The sequence below is a fragment of the Sporosarcina sp. FSL K6-2383 genome (assembly GCF_038618305.1).
Lineage (GTDB): Bacteria > Bacillota > Bacilli > Bacillales_A > Planococcaceae > Sporosarcina.
Genome location: NZ_CP152017.1, coordinates 2,121,346 through 2,145,542 on the forward strand (window position 1 = coordinate 2,121,346; position 24,197 = coordinate 2,145,542).

Sequence of the window (24,197 nt, forward strand, 5' to 3'; positions counted from 1 at the left end):
CCTCTAGTTAAATTTGGAATTTTTTTGGAGGAAACTGAAATTGGATGTTATTAATGAGATATTAAGTACGTATGCCTTATTTTTTGATTTTGCTCATTGGGTAGAGGTATTATCGGACCCAGTCAGTTGGGGGCTTATTGGTACATTAATCATTATTGAAGGATTGTTATCAGCAGATAACGCACTTGTTTTAGCTGTATTAGTTAAACACCTACCAGAGAAACAGCGTAAGAAAGCCCTGATGTATGGTATGTTTGGTGCTTATTTCTTCCGTTTTGTCTTCATAGGGGTTGGTGTCTATCTTGTTAAATTCACATTCATTAAAGTCTTGGGTGCTGCCTATCTAGCTTGGATTGTTATTTCCCACTTCCGAAATAAGGCTGCGGACGAGGACGAAGGTAAAGAGTTTAACAAAAAATCTTGGATGGTTCGTGTATTTGGTACGTTTTGGGCAACTGTTGTTTCAGTTGAGCTGATGGATATTGCATTTTCTGTGGATTCAATCTTAGCTGCATTTGCTGTATCCGAAGAAGTTTGGGTGCTATTAGTCGGTGGTATGCTTGGAATTCTCATGATGCGTACAATCGCCGGGGTATTCTTAACATTGATTGAAAAGGTGCCTGAGCTTGAAAGCACCGCGTTTATCTTAATTGGAATTATATCAGCGAAAATGTTTGCTGGTGCGTTTGGCTATGATCTTCATCATTATGCATTCTTCGCAATTCTAATCTTCGCATTTGCGGCAACTTTTGTTGTTCATTTTATCAATAAAAAGAAAGCACAAAATGAGATCACAGTTGTTACGCAAGAAACAACTGCAACAAAAGAGGAAAATGAAAAATAATATTTTTTTAAACTGGCTACTGTACAAGCAGTAGCCCTTTTTTATTAATTGAAGTGAAAGCGGTTAACATACTTGCGAGAGGGGATAAATATGAAACACTTTGATTACGAAACACTTGAAAGAAGACAAGAGATTTTCTTTCAAGAGCCAGAGCATTTTACAAAATTCACAGACAGGGAAACGCTTTCTTATGCGCTCGGTGCAACACTTTATATGCCTGCTTTAAAAAAGAGCATCGCCCAGGATTTAATTGACAAAAAGCTTGCTGAACTTACGTCAATGGTGATCGACTTGGAAGATGCCGTGGGGGACGATCAGCTGCAGGAGGCAGAGCGTAATCTGTTTGATCAAATCCAAATACTATCTGACGCCCTCGACAAACAATTGATTACGATTGACGATTTACCACTCATTTTTGTACGTCTTAGAAGTCCAGAGCAAATGCAACGAATAACAACAGAGCTTGGAAACTATCAACGTGTATTAACAGGTTATGTTTTTCCAAAGTTTTCTTATGAAACTGGAAAAAAATACTTAGCCATCCTCGAAGCAAACAACCGTGATGGCATGTTGCTATACGGTATGCCTATTTTAGAATCCTCTGACATTATCTACAAGGAAACCAGAATTGCAACGTTATTGAAGCTGAAGGAATTAATAGACGCCTACCGGGACTATATTCTAAATGTTCGCATAGGAGCTACTGATTTTTGTGGTCTATTTGGCATTCGCAGAAATGTGGATACGACGATTTATGATGTTGCGTTAATACGAGATTGTTTAACGGATATCCTGAATCTATTTAACCGACAAGAAAGCGGCTATATCGTTTCGGGCCCTGTATGGGAATACTTTTCGAAGGATCAACGCATTTTGAAATCGAAACTTCGTATGACGCCTTTCCAAGATCGCTATGGAAGAACGGGGATGCAAAAACGCACAGAAATAATCAATCATTATATCGATGGTTTGATCAACGAAGTGTTATTAGATCGTTTGAACGGTATCGTTGGGAAAACAGTTATTCACCCGTCTCATATTAAAACAGTGCACTCACTGTACACGGTTAGCCATGAAGAGTACTCGGACGCATTGAGTATTATTGCAAACAGTGAAGGTCAATTAGGTGTGTTAAAAAGTCAATACAATAATAAAATGAATGAAATGAAGCCACATTTGTATTGGGCAAAACGAATACTGCTACAGGCACGGATTTTTGGCGTTTATAATGAAGACCAAGATTTTACAAGCCTTATTATGGATACACAGCTTGAAGAGGAATTTTACGAGGTGAAGGTATGACATCGAGCATTCTTGCAACAAAAGCCACTTATCATGTATTGGATGACTTAACAGTTGAAGTGGCGGTTCATAAAAATCCATATCATTTCCCATTAGATGAGCTATTTCAAATGGCGACCCGTATTAATAAAAAAAGAAGTTTTCTGTTTGTTAGTAAAGTACTCGGAAAGCATCTCGCCGTCAATCCACATATCCCGTTGCTAGTTGGCAGTCTCCTAGCGATGCGTTATCAGGAAGTCGTTCACGGGATTCAAGACCCTCGCGCTTCGGGAATTGCGCAAGCCATTCAGACAAATGAGCAAACAGATCAGCTACTACAATTGCTTCGCGATGAACCAATCCCTTTGTTAAAGCCTACTACATTCGTTGGTTTTGCAGAAACAGCTACTGCTCTTGGTCATGCCGTCTTTAGTACATTTGAAAATAATGCGAAATATATACACACGACGAGGGAGCAAATCAATGAACGTCCTTCTGTAATCAACTTTGAAGAAGAGCATTCACATGCTACGAGTCACCGGGTTTATGCACGTGACGCACGTTTTTTTCAGGACGATAGTGAAGTTGTATTAGTGGACGATGAAATTACAACAGGAAAGACTGCTATCAATATTATTCAAACAATTGTCGCTGCATACCCATTGAAAAAAGTCTTTACGGTTGTCTCAATTTTGGATTGGCGTTCTATTGAACATCGTCAAAGATATCGCCAGTTGGAGAAAGAATTAGATATTACCATTCATGCAGTTACGCTAATAGATGGAACTATTTCTGTTACGGGGCAGCCTGTTTTAACTGAAGATGTTGCTGAGGAAGTTATGGAAAGTGTCCCGAGGATTACTTATTTGTCGATGAATGATTATTTAAACCCTGATCTTATAGAAAATGTGACGTCAATTTGCGTAAATAGTCGCCGAAATGATGCACCTTACTTAGCAATGACAGGACGATTTGGTCATACAATTGAGGAGGATCGCTTATTTCATCAACAGCTTCAGCTGGTAGCGAGCGAACTAAAGGGACGACGCAAAGGAGCTAAGACGTTAGTTATCGGAACTGGGGAATTCATGTATGTACCCATGCAGGTTGCCTCTTCTATGGGACCGAATGTCTATTTTCAAGCGACGACTCGCAGTCCGATTCATCCAACAGTTAAAAAAGACTATACAATCCGGAATAAATTTGTTTTTGATAGCCCAGAAAATGCAGGTTTGACAAATTATTTATACAATATTACAGCGAATCAGTATGATGAATTATTTGTTTTTGCAGAAAGAATATCGAAGAAAAATGAATTTGACTCATTGCTGAAAGAATTAAAGAAAACAGAGATTTCGCATATTACAATTGTCACTATGACAGAGCCAATAATATAGAAAGGAGAGAAAATAGATGCTGACATCTAAAGTGAAGCCGGACAAGATGGGAAGTTACAACTCGGATGATGTTATTTTTTTACTCCGTGATATTGGCCAGTATGTCATGGAAAAAAATACAGAGGAACGGGAAGGTCTTATTCAAACAGGCACGCATTATTCAGAAATGCTCCCTGTTGAATATCAACCGACGCAAGATTATATTACCTTGTTTCACAGTACATTAGACATGTATGCAAACCGAATTGGGATTGCCGTTGGTGTAGTTGCAGAGCAGATACGAGAACGCAATGGCTTAGAGCAGTTGGTAATTGTTAGCCTTGCAAGAGCAGGAACACCGATTGGGGTGCTTATCAAAAGATATTTCCGCTTCAAGTATGGGATTTCTATCCCACATTACTCGATTTCTATTATTAGAGGACGAGGGATTGATGAAACGGCTATCCAGTATATTTTCGAGCATCATCCGGGTGCGAAAATTCAGTTTGTCGATGGCTGGACAGGTAAAGGTGCGATTACGAGTGAATTAGAGCAAGCTTGTTTGCGCTATAACGCGACCCACCCTGATAAAATAGATGGAAATTTAGCTGTATTAGCCGATCCTGGACATTGTGTCAGTATTTACGGAACGAGGGATGATTTTTTAATCCCATCTGCGTGTTTAAATTCAACCGTTTCTGGGCTAGTCAGCCGAACTGTCTTAAATTATAATTTTATGGAGAAGGGTGATTTTCACGGCGCTAAATATTACGAGGAATTAGCAGGTGTGGATGTATCGAACTTGTATGTCGATGTGATTGAACGGACGTTTGCTGACGTGCAGCAAGCTGTTGAAAAAACATTAGCGTCTATCACGCAAGAGAATTCACGGCCATCGTGGCTAGGCATACAATCTGTTGAACGAATCCAAGAGGAATTCGATATTGATAATCAACATTTCATCAAACCAGGGATTGGGGAAACGACACGTGTGTTATTGCGCAGAGTGCCGTGGAAAATCTTAGTCAATCCCAACTTTTCCAGTGATTTAACACATATTTTACTTCTTGCTAAAGATCGTAACGTCCCTGTTGAAGAATTTACGGAAATGTCGTATTCTTGTTGCGGCATTATTAAAGAGTTGTAAAGGTAGTGTAGCTTTGATTTTATTTACATCTGATTTAGATCGAACTTTACTTTATTCAGTGAGTATGATGAAAAAATATCCGATTGATGATATCGTTACGGCTGTTGAATATAAAGGTGAAAAAGCAATTAGTTTTATGTCGCAGTATTCTATTGAAAAACTCTCACAGTTTCATGAAAATCATCTATTTGTACCTGTTACGACAAGGGCCATTTATCAATACGAACGAATTGCAGCTTTTCAGCAATGGCTTCAACCGAAATATGCCATTATGAGCAATGGTGGAACTATTCAAGTGGATGGCCAACTAGATATCGAATGGGGCCGAAAGATTCAAGAAAAAATAACTACAACCTCTGTTTCAAAAGAAGATTTTTTACAGCTATTTGCTGAAATACGTCATAATGACTGGGTCTTAAAAGAACATGTGGTTGATGAGTTTTTTTATATGTTCCACATCAATGAACAAAACGTTCCTTTTGGAGAGCTCATCGACTTTGAAAGAAAACTGGCTACGATTGGCTGGAAACTGTTTCTACAAGGTAGAAAACTATATTTCCTTCCGATTCAACTAAACAAAGCATCGGCAGTGACGTATCTGAAAAGTTGTGTGGATTATGACATACATGTTGCGGCAGGAGATTCATTGATGGATTATGATATGCTTAGACAAGCAGGAATTAGCTACAGCCCAGCTCATGGAGAATTGTTTAGGCAGTACGGCGATGATTCGATGGTGACTTGGTTGAAAGGTAAAGGGGCTAATTCTGCGGATGAACTACTTAGACAGCTTTTACAAATGACAATACAGAAGTAAGCGTTATGTCTCTGAGGAAGGGAGGGCGTTAGGTGAGCAATTTGCAAATAGAACCTATTTTATATACTTCAACAACGGATTGGTTGGCTGTGTTTATTGCCACTGTAGGAGATCGACCATCCTATGTTGTGGATGACTCGACTTTTCGGTTTAACAGAATAGGACTTCGCGTTTTAGGTGTTCCTTTAGTGGAGGATGAATATTATAATTCTTTATTTGATATGCATCACAAGCCCTTCATTCACGTGCTGAGCGAGGAGTTAGATAAAACCATTGAAACACAGGATTTTCAAGCGATCCAGGAAATTCTTCAAATGCATCAAAAAGAACCGAAGGGTTTGTCGATTAATCGACTCATTGCATTTATGTATGGCAAAAACTTAATCCCAAAACATAAGGACCCTGCGATTAACCGCCATGTGCAATTATCGACAATAAAAGTCGTTAATCATTTCCAACAGCATCAAAATAGTGGCTTGCAGTCGCCAGAGTTTCGCCGGTTTTTGATAGATATTGTCAAGTGGTTAAAAAATCACTGGGAAAAGTGGTCTGAATCACTTGTCATAGGTGAAGATTTCCCCAAAGTTGTTTGGTACGGGGAGTTATCGAGCAGTCAACAATATTTTTTGCTGTTGTTAATGGAGTTCGGATGCGATGTAGTTATTTTTCATCCAGGAGCGCAGGATTCGTTTGCTGAAATAGATTCAGATAATCAATTTTCAGTCGTCTACAGCTATCCGGATAAAGGACAATTGCAGCCTTTTCCAACGCAAATTAGGGATCGTGAAACCACTGTAGCGTATCGTGCTAATAAACAACTAGAAAAAATGATGAATGATCATCAGTCAGGTGTCTATAAGCCGTGGCAATTTAGGGAGTATATTCCCACTGCACTCACTTTGCGTATGACCTATGACGATATTTTTATTTATTCGAAAGAGAAGGCGATGATTCGACCTGATTTCAAAATCGAAGAAAATCGCGTGTCGATCCCCGTTGTATTTGCCAAAATAAAGGGTGTATCAAGTGACCGGGATGATTACTGGGACCGGATGCATCAGCTGACAAATGAATCGAATGCGTTAAGCATTTTGCAATTCCCTTATGCGACAACTACGAAAGCCAATTATCATTTTCATTATCAGCAGTCATTGGATCGTCAGGGGCTATTATCCCCTGAAAAAATGGTGAAAAGTAATTGGTGGCGTTACGGACATTTATATGCTGGCCTACAAAATGCCATTGCCTATACAATAAAAGAATGCTGTGAGCAGCCGAGGCTACATAAATTGGATCACGAATCATTGTATGATTTACAGTTATTCATTTTTAAACAAGCAAGTATGCTATCAGAAGAAATTTTACAATTACTACAAGGATTTGATTATTCACAAGAAGTGCCGCGACTTGTGTTATATAATATGGAGAACAATGGTGCACCATCGCGCGAAGATGCGGCCTTGCTATTATTCCTTAACCGGTTTGGTGTGGATATTATCCTTTATAACCCAGCTGGGCATACTGATATTGAAGAATATATAAACCCTGAAAATTACGATGTTCACTGGTTGGAGGATATGGTATTTGGTCAAGAATATCAGCAGTATCAACCGAAAGAACAATCAATATTTAAGAAATTCATTAAAAATATTTTTTGATTATAAATAGATAGGAGATTTTATTATGACGATGCCAGTTGTACTGCAAAAAGAAGAGTTAAATGAACAATCTGCTAACGAATTGCGACTTCAAATGCGCCAAGAGCCACAGGTGTTACAAATTGTCAGCAAGATGGACATTCGAGATCAAACGGAATTGTTGTCACTAGGACGAGAGCCAGCAGATCGACTGTCACGCTTTTCTGATCGGATTTTAAACACGATGACGATGTCTAAATTAGATGACTCTGGTGAATTACTGAATCAGTTGGAGAAATTAATGAAGCGATTTGATCGCAATGAAATTACGAAAGACCCTAGCTTCTTCAATAAACTCTTTAAACGTGCTAAGCAACAGGCGGAAGCGATGTTTAAAAAGTATCAAACTTTGGGCGGCGAGATTGAAAAAATTCACGGTCAATTCGCCATTATTGAAGAAGAACTAAAGCAATCCAATCGTGAGTTAGAAGGTCTTTATGCGGAAGATGTTGAATACTATTTCGAATTAGAGAAATATGTAGTTGCGGCTGAAATGAAGCTAGAAGAAGTTAATAATTCTTTAATCCCACACTGCCAGCAAAAAGTGGATAGTGGCGATCAAATGGCTCGCATGGAGCTTGAAAATTTAGTAGGTGTCAAAGAACTATTAGAGCGTAAAATTGATGATTTAGAAAAGGCGCGAATGGTAGCCGTTATTGCTGCTCCTCAAATTAAAACAATGCAAAGAGGGAATAATGATTTAGTCGCTAAGATCAATAGTGCTTTCGTAACGACGATTCCGATTTTTAAAATGGGAATTATTAATACGGTTAGCGCTAAGCGTCAAAAAGTACATTCCGATTCTTTAAATGCCTTTGAAGACCGAGCCAACCAGATGCTACAGGATGTTACAAGTGATATTATGAAACAAAGCGTTGAAATCGCTCAACGTTCGGGTAGTGCCAGCATTAAAATGGAAACAATCGAAAACATGTGGGATACCATTGTTTCGGGTATTGATGAATATAAAAAAGTAAAAGAAGAACAATCGATGCAACGAATTGAGGATCGCAAGCGTTTAGAAACATTACGTGAGGACGCAAAAAAAGTATTATCTATGAATTAATCAAATTTCGAGTATAATAAAGAAACAATGGGGGGATATACAATGACTGAACAGAAGAAAATGAGTTTAAAAGAAGCAATTCAAAAACAGTTAGAAGCAAAGAAAAATAATACGGCTACTAATAATGCTAAAGGAAATGCAGGCTCATCTGCAAAGAAAATGCAAAGTCAACAAGCTAAAAAAGTAAGTAGTGCACGTCGGAAAATGGGTTCATAAGTAGTACGATATGTAGCTAAAGAAGGAGATTGGAATAGTTGTCAATTAAAAATGAAATGCCACCCAATTATGAGGAATTAAAGAAATCAATCAACCGAGCATCAAATTGGAGAGAACGCTTTGATGCAGTCGAAGAGTTGGGCAAATGGAAGCATAAACGAATTATAGATGTACTCGTCTATAGAATGAACAATGATGCTGTCTATAAAGTGCAAGAGGCGGCTTATCGCCAGCTTAAAAACTTTGGAGAAGATGTTCAATTGCCAACAAGAAATGAACATGAACTGATTAAAGATGCAAATAAAGTATGGTCAAGAATTAAGAAGAGTTTGCCTGCGGATCATACGTATGAAGATTTTAAAGAAAAATTGAAAAAGATGAGATTAGATCTGTATGATACGTATGAAGGTGATAAGGGCGCTGATTTCGATAAGTGGCTTGAAAACACATGGGCAACTGCCGCGACAAGAAGGTAATAAAAAAATCCAGCCTCTCACTTGAGAGGCTGGATTTTTATTATAATATATGGCGATCAATTTTCAAAATCAGCTCTGCAATTTCAGGCTTACTAATTTGTTCAATTGCCCCAACTTGGTCGCCTTTATGACGTAAGGTGTCTGTGATAAGGCTTGAGAAAATGACAACAGGTAGCTTGGATAGTACCGGGTGTGTTTTAATTTTTTTAGTAAGGTGATGGCCATCCATTTGTGGCATTTCGATATCTGTAATAACAAACTGGACGTGATCACTAATACTGCCACCCTTGTCGGCAAGACTTTCTAAGTGAATAAAGGCCTCTTTACCATTTTCAAAAAACTCAAGATTGACATATCCGGCTTCAGCCAGTGTGTCAGACAATAGCTGACGAAGGAGTGGTGAGTCCTCTGCGATGACGATTTTCTTATCAGAGCGCTCCCGTTTACCAAGTTTTTTCACTGCTTGGACATTAATGCCAGTGTCTGGGTTAATGTCCAAGACAACTTTCTCGAAATCGAGTAGCAAAATCATTTCGCCTTGGTATTTAATGACACCAATAATTTGTGAATTACCACCTTGATACATTTCAGAAGGTTTTTCAATTTGCTCCCAAGAAATTCGGTGGATTTGGGATACGCTGTCTACATGAAAAACGACCGTTTGTTTATTAAATTCAGCAACGATAAATTTCTGCTCGGCATGCCGGTTGTCAGTGGTCAAGCCAAGTACTTTGACCATATCGACAACGGGTAATACTTCACCTCGCAATTGAATAATCCCCTCTACATGTGGGTGTGCATGGGGGATAAAAGTGATTGGAAACGGTTGAATAATTTCTTTCACCTTAATAACGTTGATGCCGAATTTGCTGTTTCCTACTTCAAACTCTACGATTTCAAGTTCATTTGTCCCACTCTCTAGTAATATACCTTTGTTATCCTCCATGAAGACATCTCCTTCATCTACCTTTAGTAATTCGATTGTATCATGAAATGGTTAAATATCCTATACTGTGTCCTTAGGTCTCTTGTACTTGATGAAAATGAATAGGAGACTATTTGATAGTGAAAGTTTATGGAATTGATAAATCAAGTGACGAATTTTGAACTTTTTCACGATAACTTCACATTCGCTTCAATTTACAGTGCAATTTTCTTTGTCATAGTTGAAGAGTAATAGTAAAATGAAGTCAAGCATGTCAGTGTTCCGAGAATTTAAATATTCATTTCATTGGAAAAGTATCTGGCGTTTTTGAGGAGAGAAAAATAGATGACTAAAGTTGTGATGCCTTCTCAACGGAAAGTAGAGAAAGCTATATTGTCGAATGAACGAACGATAGCTACTAAAATTGCTGATTTAAAATCATTGTTTAAAGGAATTGTCCTGATTGCAAATGTCTTGCCAGTATTGACTGGTTTTTGGTTGGCGTTGCACTTTTCGAATACGACACTCGCAGCAAACTGGGCTGTCTTTTTGTTAACAATGGCGGGAAGTACGCTTGTGATGGCTGGTGCGCTCATATTAAATAATTGGTATGATGTTGATATAGATACTGTCATGGAGCGAACAAAAAATCGTCCAACCGTAACCGGACATATATCTTTGAAGACAGTTTTGATATTGGGGATTGCCTTATCTATCATAGGTTTTATTATCTTATTTTTTACAACGTTTGAAGTCGTTATTTACGCATTTATTGGCTGGTTTGTCTATGTCATTTTGTATACAATGTGGTCAAAACGAAAATACACATTGAATACAGTTATCGGCAGTGTGTCAGGAGCAGTGACACCACTAATTGGTTGGACGGCTATCGCTCCCGGCTATCATATTGTCCCGATTGTGCTGGCACTTATTTTATTTGTGTGGCAAATGCCCCATACATTCGTCATAGCTATGAAGAAGTATGATGAATATAAAGCTGCTAAGGTCGCCATGCTACCCGTTGTTCATGGTCTTGCATTTACGAAGCGGCAAATTACTGTCTATATAGCTTGTTTGCTACCGTTCCCATTCTTTTTAAGCTCATTGGGAGTTGTCTTTATCGTCATTGCTACATTGTTGAATGTAGCGTGGCTAATCGCCAGCTTCACAGGCTTCACAACAAAGAATGATTTAAAATGGGCACATATGATGTTTCTGTTTTCAGTGAATTATGTTGCCATATTATTTTTAGCGATGATTATTGTGACATTACCGATTTTTAATTAAAGAAAAACCGATTAAGTGGTTGAGAAGCCATTTGATCGGTTTTTTCAACTTAAAGCATATTAAACAGATATGAATTATAAAATAGTCTGAAAAATGATTGACATTTCTCGTTATTCTCCTTACTGTTAAGTACATATAAAATAGTTTACTGACAAATAAGGGGGAGAAATAATGACAGCATCAACGAATATTGTGTGGCATGAATCAGAGGTGACGAAAGAACATCGTCAGCAACAAAAAGGGCATAAAAGTGCAATTTTATGGTTTACGGGATTATCTGGCTCTGGGAAGTCAACGATTTCTGTCGCTTTAGAAACTGCGTTGTTTGCACAAGGTCTTCACACGTATCGACTAGATGGTGATAATGTACGGTATGGTTTGAATAATAATTTACGATTTAGTCCAGAGGATCGAACAGAAAATATTCGAAGAATCGGCGAAGTATCGAAGCTAATGGTAGATGCAGGCTTGTTTACGTTGACTGCATTCATATCCCCATATTTAGCAGATCGTGATCAGGTGCGTAAGTTGGTGGAAGCTGATGAGTTTATCGAAATCTATGTAAGGGCTAGCTTAGAAACTTGTGAACAACGCGATCCAAAGGGGCTTTACAAGAAAGCCAGATCAGGTGAGATTAAAGGCTTTACAGGAATTGATGCGCCATATGAAGAGCCGAGTCAACCTGAAATCATCATTGATACAAACCAATTGAGTATTGAAGCATCCGTTGAGGTTATTATTGCTTATCTAAAGGATAACAATTATATCTGAAAAGTAGATATTGTTGCAACATTTTGAGATAAAGGGCATAGAATAGTTTAAAACCTACTTGACACATAGGAATTATAAGGATATTATAATCAATAATCATTAGCTGACTGGATAGCCAGAGGCGATTTTAATCGGAGACGGATTAAAGTCGCCTTTTTAAATCATAAAGGAAGGGGGATTGGCTATGGTAAAGCTGACATATACGGAATGGGTAGAAACGGATCAGGATTTAGAGATAAATAATGAAACGAAGGGTGCTTTAAATGCCTTACGTTGGGCGTATGGGGAGTATGATGATGAACTGGTCTATGCTTGTAGCTTCGGTGTTGAAGGAATTGTGATGATAGACTTAATCTCGCAAATTAAACCGACAGCGAAAGTTGTTTTTTTAGATACAGGGCTTCATTTTCAGGAAACGTATGCCCTTATTGACGAGGTGCGAAAAAGTTATCCGCAATTGGCAATTGAATTGAAAAAACCAGCTGATAGCGTCGAGCAACAAGCGGAAAAACTAGGTGATAAGCTATGGGAAAGACAACCGGATCGTTGTTGTTATCTACGAAAAGTGATACCACTTCGTGAAGCGTTAAGCGGTGCAGCAGCTTGGCTGTCAGGACTCAGGCGGGAGCAATCTCCATCAAGAAGTCAGACGAATTTCATCAATAAAGACGAAACATTCCAATCAGTTAAAATTTGTCCGCTGATTCATTGGACATGGGAGGATATTTGGGCATATGTTGACCAACATCAATTGCCTTATAACCCTCTGCATGATCAGGGCTATCCAAGTATTGGCTGTGCACCTTGTACATTGCCTGGAGATACTACGACAGGTTCAAGATTAGGCCGCTGGGCTGATCAAACGAAGACAGAATGTGGCTTGCATAAAAATTAACGAATCTAATGGGGGAATTATAATGGCTTTGAGTCAACCGCATGGTGGAGTATTGATTAATCGTTGGGATCCTAATTATAAACTAGAAGTGATTACCAGTATCGTTGAGTTAGATGAGATATCGAGTAGTGATTTAGATTTGATAGGTACGGGTGCTTACAGTCCTTTAAGCGGTTTTCTGTCTGAGGCAGACTACCATTCTGTTGTTACAACAATGAGATTGACAACAGGTGAGCCGTGGACGATTCCGATTACATTGCCAACGACGGAAGAAAATGCGAAGAACATTACGATTGGCAATGTTGTGAAGTTAGTAAGAGATGGCGTTGTCTATGGAGTGCTTGAAGTATCGGATATTTTCACACCTGATAAAGAACAAGAAGCTGCATTAGTGTACCAAACGACGGATCGCGAACATCCGGGAGTTAAGAAGTTGTTTGAGCGACCAAATGTTTATCTAGGGGGAGAGATTACGCTCATTCAGCGACGTCCGTTGAACGAGTTTTCAGATTATCTATTTGACCCTACTGAAACGCGTGAACAGTTCCAGGCATTGGGCTGGAAAACAGTTGTTGGTTTTCAAACGAGAAATCCTGTTCATCGTGCGCATGAATATATTCAAAAAACGGCATTGGAAATTGTTGACGGGCTGTTTTTAAATCCATTAGTTGGAGAAACAAAATCGGATGATGTGCCAGCAGATGTCCGATTGAAAAGCTATGAAGTATTGCTAGAAAACTATTATGCAAAAGATCATGTGTTTTTAGGTGTATTTACAGCGGCAATGCGTTATGCAGGGCCACGTGAAGCTGTATTTCATGCGATGGTGAGAAAGAATTTTGGTTGCACGCACTTTATCGTCGGACGGGATCATGCAGGGGTTGGTAATTACTACGGCACCTATGATGCGCAGAAAATATTTAGTAATTTTACAGCCGAAGAACTAGGGATAACCTTATTATTTTTCGAACATAGCTTTTACTGCAAGAAGTGTGAGAGCATGGCGACGCCGAAAACATGTCCACATGATGCCAGTGACCATGTCATTTTGTCGGGGACGAAAGTAAGGGAAATGCTGCGCAATGGTGAGCAACCACCTGCGACGTTTAGTCGTCCGGAAGTAATTGAAGTACTGATTGACGGATTGCAGAAACAGGTTGTTCATTCGTAAATTTGTTGTGAAATAAAACGGTGAGAGGAGAGAAGAAGATGGGAAAAGTCTATTTAGTAGGAGCTGGACCTGGCGATGTTGATTTGATCACCGTTAAAGGGTTGAGATGTATTCAAGAGGCAGATGTCATATTGTATGATCGTTTGATTAATAAAGAGCTGTTGAGCTATGCGAAGCCCGAGGCCGATTTGATTTATTGCGGTAAGCTACCAAACTATCATGCCATGATTCAGGAGACGATTAATCACTTTTTAGTGAAGTATGCGAAGCAGGGGAAGATAGTTACGCGATTAAAAGGAGGCGATCCTTTTATTTTTGGGAGAGGTGCGGAAGAGGCTGAAACTCTTGTGGATCACGGTATTCCCTTTGAAGTGGTTCCGGGCATTACAGCAGGAATTGCAGCGCCTGCCTATGCGGGTATTCCGGTGACGCATCGTGAGTTGAGTTCTAGCTTTGCTATTGTTACGGGGCATATGCGTGCTGGGAAAAGTGATTCTATTCACTGGGAAAGCTTGGCGAAAGGCATTGATACGCTAGCAATTTATATGGGAGTGGGTAACCTTCCTTATATTTGTGAGCAACTAATCAATCATGGTAGAGCCGCTAGTACGCCAGTTGCTCTGATCCACTGGGGAACGACGGAAGAGCAGCAAACAGTAACAGGCACACTTGCTACAATTGTTGACATTGTGAAAAAATCTGATATTAAAAATCCGAGCATGATTGTAGTTGGAGAAGTGGTCAAATTACGCGATAAGATTCAGTGGTTTGAACAAAATAATTTGAATGCAGACATGCTGAAAGAATTATCTATATAAGGAGGGAGCAATATGCAGGCGGTTTTATATGTTGGCCATGGTAGTCGAATTCAGGCGGGTGTTGAGGAAGCAATTCAATTTATCGAGAATTGTAAAGTAATGATAGACGTTCCGATTCAAGAAATCTGTTTTTTGGAGTTGGCATCACCAAGCGTTGATGAAGGAATTATTAAGTGTGTGGAGCGTGGCGCAACTAAAATTGCCGTTGTTCCTATCCTATTGTTAACAGCGAATCACGCTAATGAGGATATTCCCTTTGAAATTGAAGTAGGTAAAGTCATGTATCCTGATTTTGAATTTACATACGGCAAAGCATTTGGTATTCATCCTAAAATTGTGGATAGCTTATATGATCGAGTGATTGAGCAGCAGATGCCGATTGACGAAGAAGCGCAGGTATTACTAGTAGGGAGGGGCAGCAGTGATCTAGCCGTAAAGCGCGATTTAACGGAGATTGCACAACTGCTTGCGAACAAGTACCCCTTTCAAAAAGTAGATGTTTGTTTTCTGTACGGAACAGCTCCTTCGTTTGATGAAGCCTTAGAGCAATTACAACAAACGACACAGCGGCAGGTTTTTATCATTCCTTATTTATTATTCTCAGGAATTCTCATGAATGGTATCACAAGAACAATTGCCAAGCATTCCTCGAGCGACCAACAGATTATTCTTTGTGAAAATTTAGGTTATCACAAATACGTTCAAGATGTACTTGTTGAACGAGTGAATGACTTGCTTGCAACGCCAGCAATATTGCAGGCAATCTAGTGCTTGCTGAAAGGATGAAACCAACGATGGGGAATCAAAAAGGCAATGTAGAACTCGCGATTGACAAAGTACAAGAGATGTTGAAGACGATGAATTATGGTTCGATTACATTGGTTGTCCAAGATAATGTTGTTATTCAAATTGAGAAAAACGAAAAAATTAGGCTTAAATGATGATCAAGCATGACACTATTAAAATGTGAGGTGGATACAATGACTCTTCAAGTAATGAATAGTCCGTTTAACGAGCAGCAGGTGGAACTTCTCAATCAGTTGTTGCCAGCATTAACGGAAACCCAGCAAATTTGGTTGGGCGGCTATTTAAGTGCCCGACAAATTGGGCAACAAACAGCCGAGTCTTCAAGTAGTACAGCTGTTTTAGAGGCTCAGGAAATTGTCAAAAAGGTCAGTACGAAAGAGGTAACGATTCTTTTTGGTTCACAGACAGGCAATTCGCAGGCGCTTGCAGGCAAGTTGACAAAAAATTTACAAGCAGAGAATTTTAAGGTTACACTAACGTCAATGAGTGACTTCAAGACGAATAGCTTAAAGAAAATCGACAATTTACTGCTGATTGTCAGTACGCAAGGAGAAGGGGATCCACCAGATACAGCGTTGCCTTTTTATGAATTTCTTTTGGGTAATCGTGCGCCTAAGTTAGAAAATCTCCAATATTCTGTCCTCGCTTTAGGAGATAGCTCATATGATTATTTCTGTCACACGGGAAAAGAGTTTGATGAGCGTTTACTCGAATTAGGCGCGAAACAACTGACCCCACGTATCGATTGTGATCTAGACTTCGATGAACCGGCGGAGGAGTGGTTTGCAACTATTTTATTAGAGTTAAATGACCTGCAAGGCAGTCAATCGACGACTAATCACCCCGGTACGAGTAGTTTAGGAGCAATAGAGCAGGAAGAGTACTCACGTACAAATCCATTCCGTGCAGAAATCCTTGAAAACTTAAACTTGAATGGACGCGGCTCGAATAAGGAAACACGCCATATTGAATTGTCATTGGAGGGCTCAAATTTACAATTTGAACCTGGCGACAGCTTAGGTATCTATCCGCAAAATGAGCCTGAGCTAGTTGATGCCTTAATCGCAGAATTGGATTGGAATGCTGAAGACCCTGTTGCGGTCAACCGACAAGGAACTTTCCGTCCATTACGTGAAGCGCTACTATCTAACTTTGAAATTACGGTGCTCACAAAGCCATTGCTACAAAAGCTAGCAGAGTTAACTTCACATATTGCTTTTAAGGAACTAATAGCAGATGGTAAGGAGCAACAATTGAAAGACTATATATACGGTCGTGATTTGTTGGATGTTGTTCGTGATTTTGGACCATGGGAAGTTCCTGCACGTGAATTTATCGCAATATTACGCAAGATGCCTGCGCGTCTTTATTCAATCGCGAGTAGTCTAAAAGCCAATCCAGATGAAGTACATTTGACAATAGGAACAGTTCGTTATGAAGCACATGGTCGCGGGCGACTTGGCGTTTGCTCAGGTGAATTTGCGCTACGTGCACAAGCTGGTGATCGTTTACCTGTTTATGTGCAAAGCAATCAAAACTTTAGATTACCAGCAGATCCTAACACACCGATGATTATGATTGGGCCGGGAACTGGTATTGCTCCGTTTCGAGCATTCTTGGAAGAGCGCGAGGAGATTGGCGCTGAAGGGAAAACGTGGTTATTTTTTGGCGATCAGCATTATGTGACGGACTTCCTGTATCAGACGGAATGGCAACGTTGGGCGAAAGATGGCGTCTTGACACAAATAGATGTTGCATTTTCACGTGATACAGATGAGAAAGTTTATGTACAACACCGCATGCTAGAGAAAAGTCAGGAACTTTTCGAGTGGTTAGAAGAGGGAGCAGTTATTTACGTTTGTGGTGATGAAAAGCATATGGCCGCAGATGTCCATGATACATTGGAAACGATTTTGCAAGATGAAGGCGGCTTGAATGCCAAGGAAGCTGCGGATTATTTAGCAGAGATGCAACAACAAAAACGCTATCAGCGAGATGTATATTGAGTGTAGTGTGAAGGGAGCAAGCTAGATGACGAAAAAAATCGTACTGCCGCCGCAAGAAGGTAAACCGAGTGATGTCGAGCGGATTAAGCTAGAAAGTAACTATTTACGGGGATCACTTGCAGAATCGCTTGTAGAACAAATCAGCTCAGGTATTAATGATGATGATAATCGGCTGATGAAATTCCATGGTAGCTATTTACAAGATGATCGTGATTTACGCAACGAGCGCCAGCGCCAAAAGTTAGAGCCTGCGTATCAATTTATGGTGCGTGTGCGTGCACCAGGTGGGATTGCTACACCGGCACAATGGCTGGTCATGGATGACGTTGCCAATAAATATGGCAATAGTACATTGAAATTAACGACGCGCCAATCATTCCAAATGCATGGTATTTTAAAGTGGAATATGAAGAAAAATATTCAGGAAATTAACGCATCTTTGATGGATACGTTAGCAGCTTGCGGCGATGTTAACCGTAATGTCATGTGTAATCCGAACCCTTATCAATCAGACATTCATGCAGAAGTGTATAAATTATCTGCTGAATTAAGTGAATACCTATCTCCACGGACACAAGCGTATCATGAAATTTGGTTGGATGGCGAAAAAGTGGTCAAAAGTCAAGAGGTAGAAGTCGAGCCGATGTACGGTGAGCTGTATTTACCACGTAAATTTAAAATAGGCTTGGCGATTCCACCTAATAATGATATCGATGTATTTTCACAGGATCTAGGTTTGATTGCTATTTTAGAAGAGGATAAGTTAGTAGGCTTCAATATTGCAGTTGGCGGCGGTATGGGGATGACGCATGGAGATACAGCGACTTATCCGCAACTGGCGCGAGTCATTGGCTTCTGTACGCCCGATAAAATTATTGAAGTCGCAGAAAAAGTAATTACAATTCAGCGCGATTATGGTAATCGTTCTGTCCGAAAAAATGCTCGTTTTAAGTATACGGTCGATGCTAAAGGGTTGGAGTGGATTGCAAATGAGCTCAATAACCGTTTAGGCTGGGATCTTGAGGCGGCACGTGCTTATCACTTTGAGCATAATGGTGATCGCTACGGTTGGATTAAAGGCAATGATGGCAAATGGCATTATACGCTGTTTATCGAAAATGGTCGCGTTCGTGACACGGGTGATTATCCATTAATGACGGGTCTACGCGAAATTGCTAAAATCCATACGGGAGATTTCAGACTGAGCCCAAACCAAAACCTTGTGATTAGCAATGTGACGAGCCAGAAAAAGAAGAAGATTGTGGAGTTGCTAGAGCTGCATAATATGACGGATGGTGCTCACCATTCTGCCCTGCGACGCAGTTCTATGTCATGTGTTGCATTTCCGACTTGCGGGCTAGCAATGGCAGAAGCAGAGCGTTATTTACCTGTGCTATTGGACAAAATCGATGTCATTATAGATGAATCGGGCTTACGGGACAAAGAGATTATTATTCGCATGTCAGGATGCCCGAATGGTTGTTCGCGTCCAGCGTTAGGGGAAATTGCTTTTATAGGAAAAGCCCCTGGCAAATACAATATGTATTTAGGTGCAGGTTTTGCCGGAGATCGCTTGAACAAAATCTATCGTGAAAATATTGGGGAGGAAGAGATTTTGGCTATCCTTCAAGTATTGCTAACCCAATATGCTAAAGAAAGATTGGAAGGCGAGCATTTTGGTGACTTCGTTATCCGTGCTGGCCATGTTAAAGCTGTTCATAATGGAATGGATTTTCATGATGAGGTAGTTAGTACAAATGCGTAGTTCGTTATCGTAACTCTGCAACGATAGGTGGCTTTAGTAATGGGAACATATCCAATGATGTTGAATATGAAAAACAAAGCAGCTGTCGTTGTAGGGGGCGGCATCATTGCTTATCGGAAGACGCTTAGCTTATTGCAAGCGGGGGCTCATGTAACAGTAATTAGCCCTGCCCTTCATTCGAAAATGGAGGAATTGTTTTTGAACGATCAAATTACGTGGAAGAATAAAGTTTATGAGCCAGGGGATCTCCAACTAGCCGTTGTGGTTATTGCCGCAACGAATCAGTCGCATGTCAATGAGCTTGTTGCCTCGTCAGCTGGGGAACATCAGCTTGTTAATGTCGTGGATAGTCAGACGTTAAGTGATTTTCAAGTACCTGCCAAGCTAGAGCGTGGTCATTTAACCATTACTGTAGCAACCAACGGGGCTAGTCCTACATTGGCAAGAGTTATTCGTGATGAGTTGTTTGAAAAATATGACGACTCATATAAGGCTTATTTAGATTTCCTTGCACTAGCCCGTGATCGAGTGAAAAATACTGTAGTTGACGAACAAACGAAGCTACGTCTATTGAAAGTTGTTACAGACGAAACGTATCGACAATCACATAATATGCAGCAAGTGTTTCTTGAGATGCTAGGTGACTTTGAAAAAAAGAGTCATCATCAGCTTATTTGAATCTGACTACCTTCTATATATAGCCGGTTTACATGGTGAAATTCGATACCAAGTAAACCGGCTATTCGTGATTCAAATTCTTCCTTGCGTAATTGATTTATAGTGAACTGAAAAGGTAGGAATTAAGTGCATTGATTTGTTATAATAAAAAGATAACGATAAGTTTGAAAGGATGATGGCGATGAGAGTCGTAAATAATATAGCTGAACTGATTGGTCATACACCATTAGTCAGATTGAATCGAATTGCAGATCCTAATGGGGCGGCTGTCTATGTAAAGTTGGAATATTTTAATCCGAGTAAAAGTGTGAAGGACCGAGCAGCCTTTAATATGATTGTTGAAGCAGAAAAAAGTGGGCAATTGACGGCCGGTGCTACGATTATTGAACCGACTTCGGGCAATACTGGAATTGGTTTAGCGATGAATGCAGCAGCGAGGGGCTATCGAGCAATTTTTGTCATGCCGGATAATGCAACAATCGAACGTATAAATTTGATGAAGGCATATGGTGCGGAGGTTGTTCTGACACCAAGTGAAGAAAGAATGCCGGGAGCCATTGCCAAGGCTAATGAATTAGCTTCACAAATTGACAATAGTTTCATTCCAATGCAATTTGAAAATGCAGCTAATCCAGACGCGCATCGGACGACAACGGCTATGGAAATTATTGAAGCCTTGGCATCTGTGAACCGAACACTGACCGCCTTTGTCTGTACATCAGGAACAGGTGGCACGGTGACGGGGACGGGTGAAGCGTTGAAAGAACATGATGCCAGTATTACTGTTCATGTTGTGGAGCCTGCCGGGTCACCGGTTTTATCAGGCGGAGAGCCAGGCAAACATAAACTTGTTGGGACAAGTCCTGGCTTTATCCCTTCTGTGTTAAACACGGAGATCTACGATGAGATATTCCAGATTAAAGACGAGGAAGCATATGCTACTGTACGTAGTGCTGCTGTACAGGAGGGGGTTCTCATCGGTCCTTCCGGAGGGGCCTCTATTTACGCCGCTCTAGCCGTTGCTAAACGGTTGACGCCGAATGATACGGTTGTCTGCATTGCACCGGATTCTGGTGAACGATACTTATCAAGTGATTTATTTACAACTTGAAATCGGAACCTTTTGCCTTAAAAATAGGGCGAAGGGTTTTTTCATAATACAGAAAAATGATTGCATAGGTATTTTTAGAAGCGTATATTTAGGAAGTGTTTATTAAATGGCTGGAGGTATTATGTGAGAAGTAAATTTAATGTAGTAACATCTACAATTCTGGCTAGTGTTTTTATTGCTAGATTTGGAACATTTTTAGTACTGCCTTATCTTACTCTGTTTTTGTTAGAAGATTTTCGTTACACAGGTATTCAGATAGGGACGATTATTTCTACACTGGCACTTTCTAGGTTGATTGTTAGTTTCTTTATTGGGCCATACATAGATAAATATCCAAAAAACAAGGTTATCCTTATTGGCTTGCTAGCTTATTTTGGTAGTTATGTGTATTTTCCTTTTATTGATCAGTATACTGGATTTATTGTGTTTGCGGCTATCCTAGGTTTTGGTCAAGCCGTTGTAGAGCCGACATATCGTGTGTTACTAAGTTTTTATACGGAACCTGAAAACAGGAAGTTTATTTTTAATATTCGCTACTTCCTAATCAATATTTCGGCTGCGATAGCTCCACTTACATCTGTTTTCTTTCAGCAATTTGGTACTGATTTATTATTTTTTACAGTTGGTTTTATTTTTCTTATTAATATCTTTACGTTTACAATTTTATTTAAAAAATATCCTATTGAAAAAGTGCCAGAGAAATCAGGTAAAGTATCCATTTTTCAATCATTTTATGTTTTTAGGAAGGACTACGGATTTACTATTTTTATAGTTGCTTTAATATTTATTAGCTTTGGTTACAGCCAATTTGATTCCACGTTTAGTCAGTTTTTAGGGATTACATTTGACTATGAACTTGCATTGAAATATTTTGCTTGGCTCATTACAACGAATGCTATTACTGTACTTGTTATTCAATACTTTGTTTATAGATTAGGTGAAGTCATTAGTACAACTACATGTTTAATCATTGGAAGTTTATGTTTATCGTTAGGATTGTTTTTATTTGGTCAAAGCGAAAGTATTGTACTTCTGATTTTTTCAATGGTTATTTTTACAGCAGGGGAAGTACTAGTGTTTACGATGGTCGATGTGCATATTGATGAAATTTGTGAGGATCATGAAAAAGGTACGTATTTTGCATTGTCTGGCGTAAGCTCGCTTGGTAAAATTGCGGGACCTAGTTTAGGCGGCTTTCTATTGGATAGTTTTGGTGCAGGTGCAATGGTATTTATTGTTATAAGTGTAATTACTGTATTATCAGTTCCGTTCTTTTATTTAAGTAATAAAGTGTTGAATAATAAGACCCATAAGACGTTGGAGAAGCACTAAACAGTGTTTTTCTAGCGTCTTTTGTGTTTACGTATAAATTTATCTAGATTTCTTTTATGATTCAAAAAATATAGAAGGTTTTAAGAATAATAGTTGACAAACGGTATGGAAGTAAGCGATTATATACAAAAGATATAAAACATATCAATTTAGTTGGTATTGAAAAGGGAAGGAGAATTCCTATGTATTTAACAATTGATGGCATTGAAAAAAGTTTTCCGCATGCTGAAACAGGGCAAGTGAAAGTGCTGGATAATATCCAGTTAGAGGTGGAAAAAGGTCAGTTCATTTCGATTGTTGGTCCATCTGGCTGTGGAAAGTCAACGCTACTATATCTCATTGCAGGCCTTGAAAAGGCTGACAAAGGTGAAATTCGAATTGAGGGAAAGAAAGTGACAGATGCAGGACCTGATCGCGTCGTTGTTTTCCAAGAAGCTGGGCTATTCCCGTGGCTTACTGTTTTGGATAATGTGACATATGGTCTGTTGTTGAAAGGGATGGCTAAAAACGAAGCACAGGATAAAGCGAAAGATATGTTGAAAATGGTGCATTTGAGTAATTATATTGATGCCTATCCTCATCAGCTTTCAGGCGGCATGAAGCAGCGTGTGTCCATTGCTCGTGCGCTCGTTATGGAACCAGCAGTCTTATTGATGGATGAACCCTTTGCAGCTCTTGATGAACAAACGAGAATGGTCTTGCATCATGAATTGCTTGAAATATGGCGGAAAACGAAAGTGACGATTTTTTTCATCACACATAATATACGTGAAGCGGTTTTATTATCTGAAAAAATTGTTGTTTTTGAAACACGGCCTGGAAAAATTAAATCGACGCATACGATAAAAACGTCAACAGATGGTGTCACGCCAAATGACGTGACATTTCGTTTAGAGAAGGTCATCTTGGCGGAGTTACAGGGTGAAATAGAGAAAGTGTTAAAGGAGGAAATGGGGGATGACTACATTTTTGAGACGGACCCTCTTCATCGGGCTACTAGCGGTGATATGGGAAGTAACATCTAGATTATCAAGCTTGCCTGATTTTATGTTTCCAACGCTAACCCAGGTCCTTCAAACGCTTTTTTCAGGAATCATTAGTGGGCAAATCACGGTAGCTATTGTCACCAGTATGATTCGACTACTGATTGGGTTTTCGATTGCCGTAGTCATAGGTGTATTTCTAGGTTACTTAATTTGGCGTTCTAAGCTAGTCGAGGATACACTCGGATTTTTAATAACAGCTCTTCAATCCATTCCAAGTATTGTGTGGTTTCCACTCGCCATTATTTGGTTTGGTTTAAATAACTTTTCGATTTTGTTTATCGTTACAATTGGAGCCACATGGACGATGACGATTAGTGCGACAAGTGGTTTTAAAAATGTACCAGCATTGTATCAGCGGGTTGCCAAAACATTAGGGTCAAGTGGCTTTCATTTTTTACGAACAGTAATTTTGCCTGCCTCCGTACCACAAATTATATCAGGTTTACGAATTGCCTGGGCATTTTCATGGCGTGCGTTAATGGCTGGTGAGCTTCTAGGTGGTGGAGGCGGTTTAGGCCACCTACTTGAAACTGGAAGGTCGCTTGGTCAGATGGATTTAGTCATTTCTGTCATGATTATCATTGGTGTTATCGGTACCATTATGGATAATCTAGTATTCTTACGATTAGAGCGTAATGTTCAGAAGAAGTGGGGAATTAGTTGAA

Annotated in this window: 24 protein-coding genes; 23 read left to right on the forward strand and 1 reads right to left on the reverse strand. The window is 39.6% G+C overall.

Annotated features, from left to right (window positions below; all coding sequences use genetic code 11):
* Nucleotides 1-40: 40 nt before the first annotated feature.
* From MKZ10_RS10420 to MKZ10_RS10460, 9 genes are all read left to right on the forward strand, one after another.
* Nucleotides 41-844 carry a TerC family protein gene (locus tag MKZ10_RS10420; protein ID WP_342504897.1) on the forward strand — a complete coding sequence of 268 codons (804 nt, stop codon included), beginning with the start codon at nt 41-43 and terminating at the stop codon, nt 842-844.
* Between the two features lie 90 nt (nt 845-934).
* Complete coding sequence (locus MKZ10_RS10425) at nt 935-2,146, forward strand: HpcH/HpaI aldolase/citrate lyase family protein (RefSeq protein WP_342504898.1); 1,212 nt, start codon at nt 935-937, stop codon at nt 2,144-2,146.
* Complete coding sequence (locus tag MKZ10_RS10430; protein ID WP_342504899.1) at nt 2,143-3,522, forward strand: phosphoribosyltransferase family protein; 1,380 nt, start codon at nt 2,143-2,145, stop codon at nt 3,520-3,522. Before MKZ10_RS10425 ends, MKZ10_RS10430 begins: the two co-directional genes overlap by 4 nt.
* Before the next feature lie 16 nt (nt 3,523-3,538).
* Nucleotides 3,539-4,648, forward strand: coding sequence for a cysteine protease StiP family protein (locus tag MKZ10_RS10435; protein WP_342504900.1), 1,110 nt, complete (start codon nt 3,539-3,541; stop codon nt 4,646-4,648).
* 13 nt (nt 4,649-4,661) lie between these two features.
* Nucleotides 4,662-5,465 carry an HAD family hydrolase gene (locus MKZ10_RS10440; RefSeq protein ID WP_342504901.1) on the forward strand — a complete coding sequence of 268 codons (804 nt, stop codon included), beginning with the start codon at nt 4,662-4,664 and terminating at the stop codon, nt 5,463-5,465.
* A 32-nt stretch (nt 5,466-5,497) separates the two neighbouring features.
* On the forward strand, nt 5,498-7,123 hold the full coding sequence (locus MKZ10_RS10445) for a YceG family protein (protein ID WP_342504902.1): 1,626 nt from the start codon (nt 5,498-5,500) through the stop codon (nt 7,121-7,123).
* Between the two features lie 25 nt (nt 7,124-7,148).
* Entirely contained in the window at nt 7,149-8,228 is a 1,080-nt protein-coding gene (locus MKZ10_RS10450; RefSeq protein WP_342504903.1) for a toxic anion resistance protein, read from the forward strand.
* A 42-nt stretch (nt 8,229-8,270) separates the two neighbouring features.
* Nucleotides 8,271-8,444, forward strand: a complete 174-nt coding sequence (locus MKZ10_RS10455) for a hypothetical protein (RefSeq protein ID WP_203247742.1) — start codon at nt 8,271-8,273, stop codon at nt 8,442-8,444.
* 56 nt (nt 8,445-8,500) lie between these two features.
* On the forward strand, nt 8,501-8,920 hold the full coding sequence (locus tag MKZ10_RS10460; RefSeq protein WP_342510139.1) for a HEAT repeat domain-containing protein: 420 nt from the start codon (nt 8,501-8,503) through the stop codon (nt 8,918-8,920).
* 40 nt (nt 8,921-8,960) lie between these two features.
* On the opposite strand, the gene MKZ10_RS10465 is transcribed toward MKZ10_RS10460, so the two are convergent.
* Nucleotides 8,961-9,866, reverse strand: a complete 906-nt coding sequence (locus MKZ10_RS10465) for a chemotaxis protein (RefSeq protein ID WP_342504904.1) — start codon at nt 9,864-9,866, stop codon at nt 8,961-8,963.
* Between the two features lie 324 nt (nt 9,867-10,190).
* Here MKZ10_RS10465 and cyoE point away from each other — a divergent pair, with 324 nt between their 5' ends.
* The 14 genes from cyoE to MKZ10_RS10535 all read left to right on the forward strand — a co-directional run bounded on the left by cyoE (nt 10,191) and on the right by MKZ10_RS10535 (nt 24,196).
* Nucleotides 10,191-11,132, forward strand: coding sequence for a heme o synthase (cyoE, locus tag MKZ10_RS10470; protein WP_342504905.1), 942 nt, complete (start codon nt 10,191-10,193; stop codon nt 11,130-11,132).
* Nucleotides 11,133-11,303: 171 nt separating this feature from the next.
* Nucleotides 11,304-11,903, forward strand: coding sequence for an adenylyl-sulfate kinase (gene cysC, locus MKZ10_RS10475; protein WP_342504906.1), 600 nt, complete (start codon nt 11,304-11,306; stop codon nt 11,901-11,903).
* A 184-nt stretch (nt 11,904-12,087) separates the two neighbouring features.
* Nucleotides 12,088-12,798: a phosphoadenylyl-sulfate reductase gene (locus tag MKZ10_RS10480; RefSeq protein WP_342504907.1), complete on the forward strand. Its 711-nt coding sequence runs from the start codon at nt 12,088-12,090 to the stop codon at nt 12,796-12,798.
* A gap of 22 nt (nt 12,799-12,820) precedes the next feature.
* The gene (sat, locus tag MKZ10_RS10485) at nt 12,821-13,969 is read left to right on the forward strand and encodes a sulfate adenylyltransferase (protein ID WP_342504908.1); all 1,149 of its coding nucleotides are present in this window, start codon (nt 12,821-12,823) and stop codon (nt 13,967-13,969) included.
* A gap of 38 nt (nt 13,970-14,007) precedes the next feature.
* Entirely contained in the window at nt 14,008-14,787 is a 780-nt protein-coding gene (gene cobA, locus MKZ10_RS10490; protein WP_342504909.1) for a uroporphyrinogen-III C-methyltransferase, read from the forward strand.
* A 12-nt stretch (nt 14,788-14,799) separates the two neighbouring features.
* On the forward strand, nt 14,800-15,555 hold the full coding sequence (locus MKZ10_RS10495) for a sirohydrochlorin chelatase (RefSeq protein WP_342504910.1): 756 nt from the start codon (nt 14,800-14,802) through the stop codon (nt 15,553-15,555).
* A gap of 26 nt (nt 15,556-15,581) precedes the next feature.
* Nucleotides 15,582-15,728: a YezD family protein gene (locus MKZ10_RS10500; RefSeq protein WP_342504911.1), complete on the forward strand. Its 147-nt coding sequence runs from the start codon at nt 15,582-15,584 to the stop codon at nt 15,726-15,728.
* A gap of 39 nt (nt 15,729-15,767) precedes the next feature.
* On the forward strand, nt 15,768-17,600 hold the full coding sequence (locus MKZ10_RS10505; RefSeq protein WP_342504912.1) for an assimilatory sulfite reductase (NADPH) flavoprotein subunit: 1,833 nt from the start codon (nt 15,768-15,770) through the stop codon (nt 17,598-17,600).
* Nucleotides 17,601-17,625: 25 nt separating this feature from the next.
* Nucleotides 17,626-19,365: an assimilatory sulfite reductase (NADPH) hemoprotein subunit gene (gene cysI, locus MKZ10_RS10510; RefSeq protein ID WP_342504913.1), complete on the forward strand. Its 1,740-nt coding sequence runs from the start codon at nt 17,626-17,628 to the stop codon at nt 19,363-19,365.
* A 39-nt stretch (nt 19,366-19,404) separates the two neighbouring features.
* Nucleotides 19,405-20,043, forward strand: coding sequence for an NAD(P)-binding protein (locus tag MKZ10_RS10515; protein WP_342504914.1), 639 nt, complete (start codon nt 19,405-19,407; stop codon nt 20,041-20,043).
* Nucleotides 20,044-20,224: 181 nt separating this feature from the next.
* Nucleotides 20,225-21,154 carry a cysteine synthase A gene (gene cysK / locus MKZ10_RS10520; RefSeq protein ID WP_342504915.1) on the forward strand — a complete coding sequence of 310 codons (930 nt, stop codon included), beginning with the start codon at nt 20,225-20,227 and terminating at the stop codon, nt 21,152-21,154.
* A gap of 123 nt (nt 21,155-21,277) precedes the next feature.
* Nucleotides 21,278-22,486 carry an MFS transporter gene (locus MKZ10_RS10525; RefSeq protein ID WP_342504916.1) on the forward strand — a complete coding sequence of 403 codons (1,209 nt, stop codon included), beginning with the start codon at nt 21,278-21,280 and terminating at the stop codon, nt 22,484-22,486.
* A gap of 182 nt (nt 22,487-22,668) precedes the next feature.
* A complete protein-coding gene (locus MKZ10_RS10530; protein WP_342504917.1) occupies nt 22,669-23,511 on the forward strand; it encodes an ABC transporter ATP-binding protein in 843 nt (280 codons plus the stop codon).
* Entirely contained in the window at nt 23,444-24,196 is a 753-nt protein-coding gene (locus MKZ10_RS10535; RefSeq protein WP_342504918.1) for an ABC transporter permease, read from the forward strand. Before MKZ10_RS10530 ends, MKZ10_RS10535 begins: the two co-directional genes overlap by 68 nt.
* Nucleotide 24,197 lies beyond the last annotated feature (1 nt).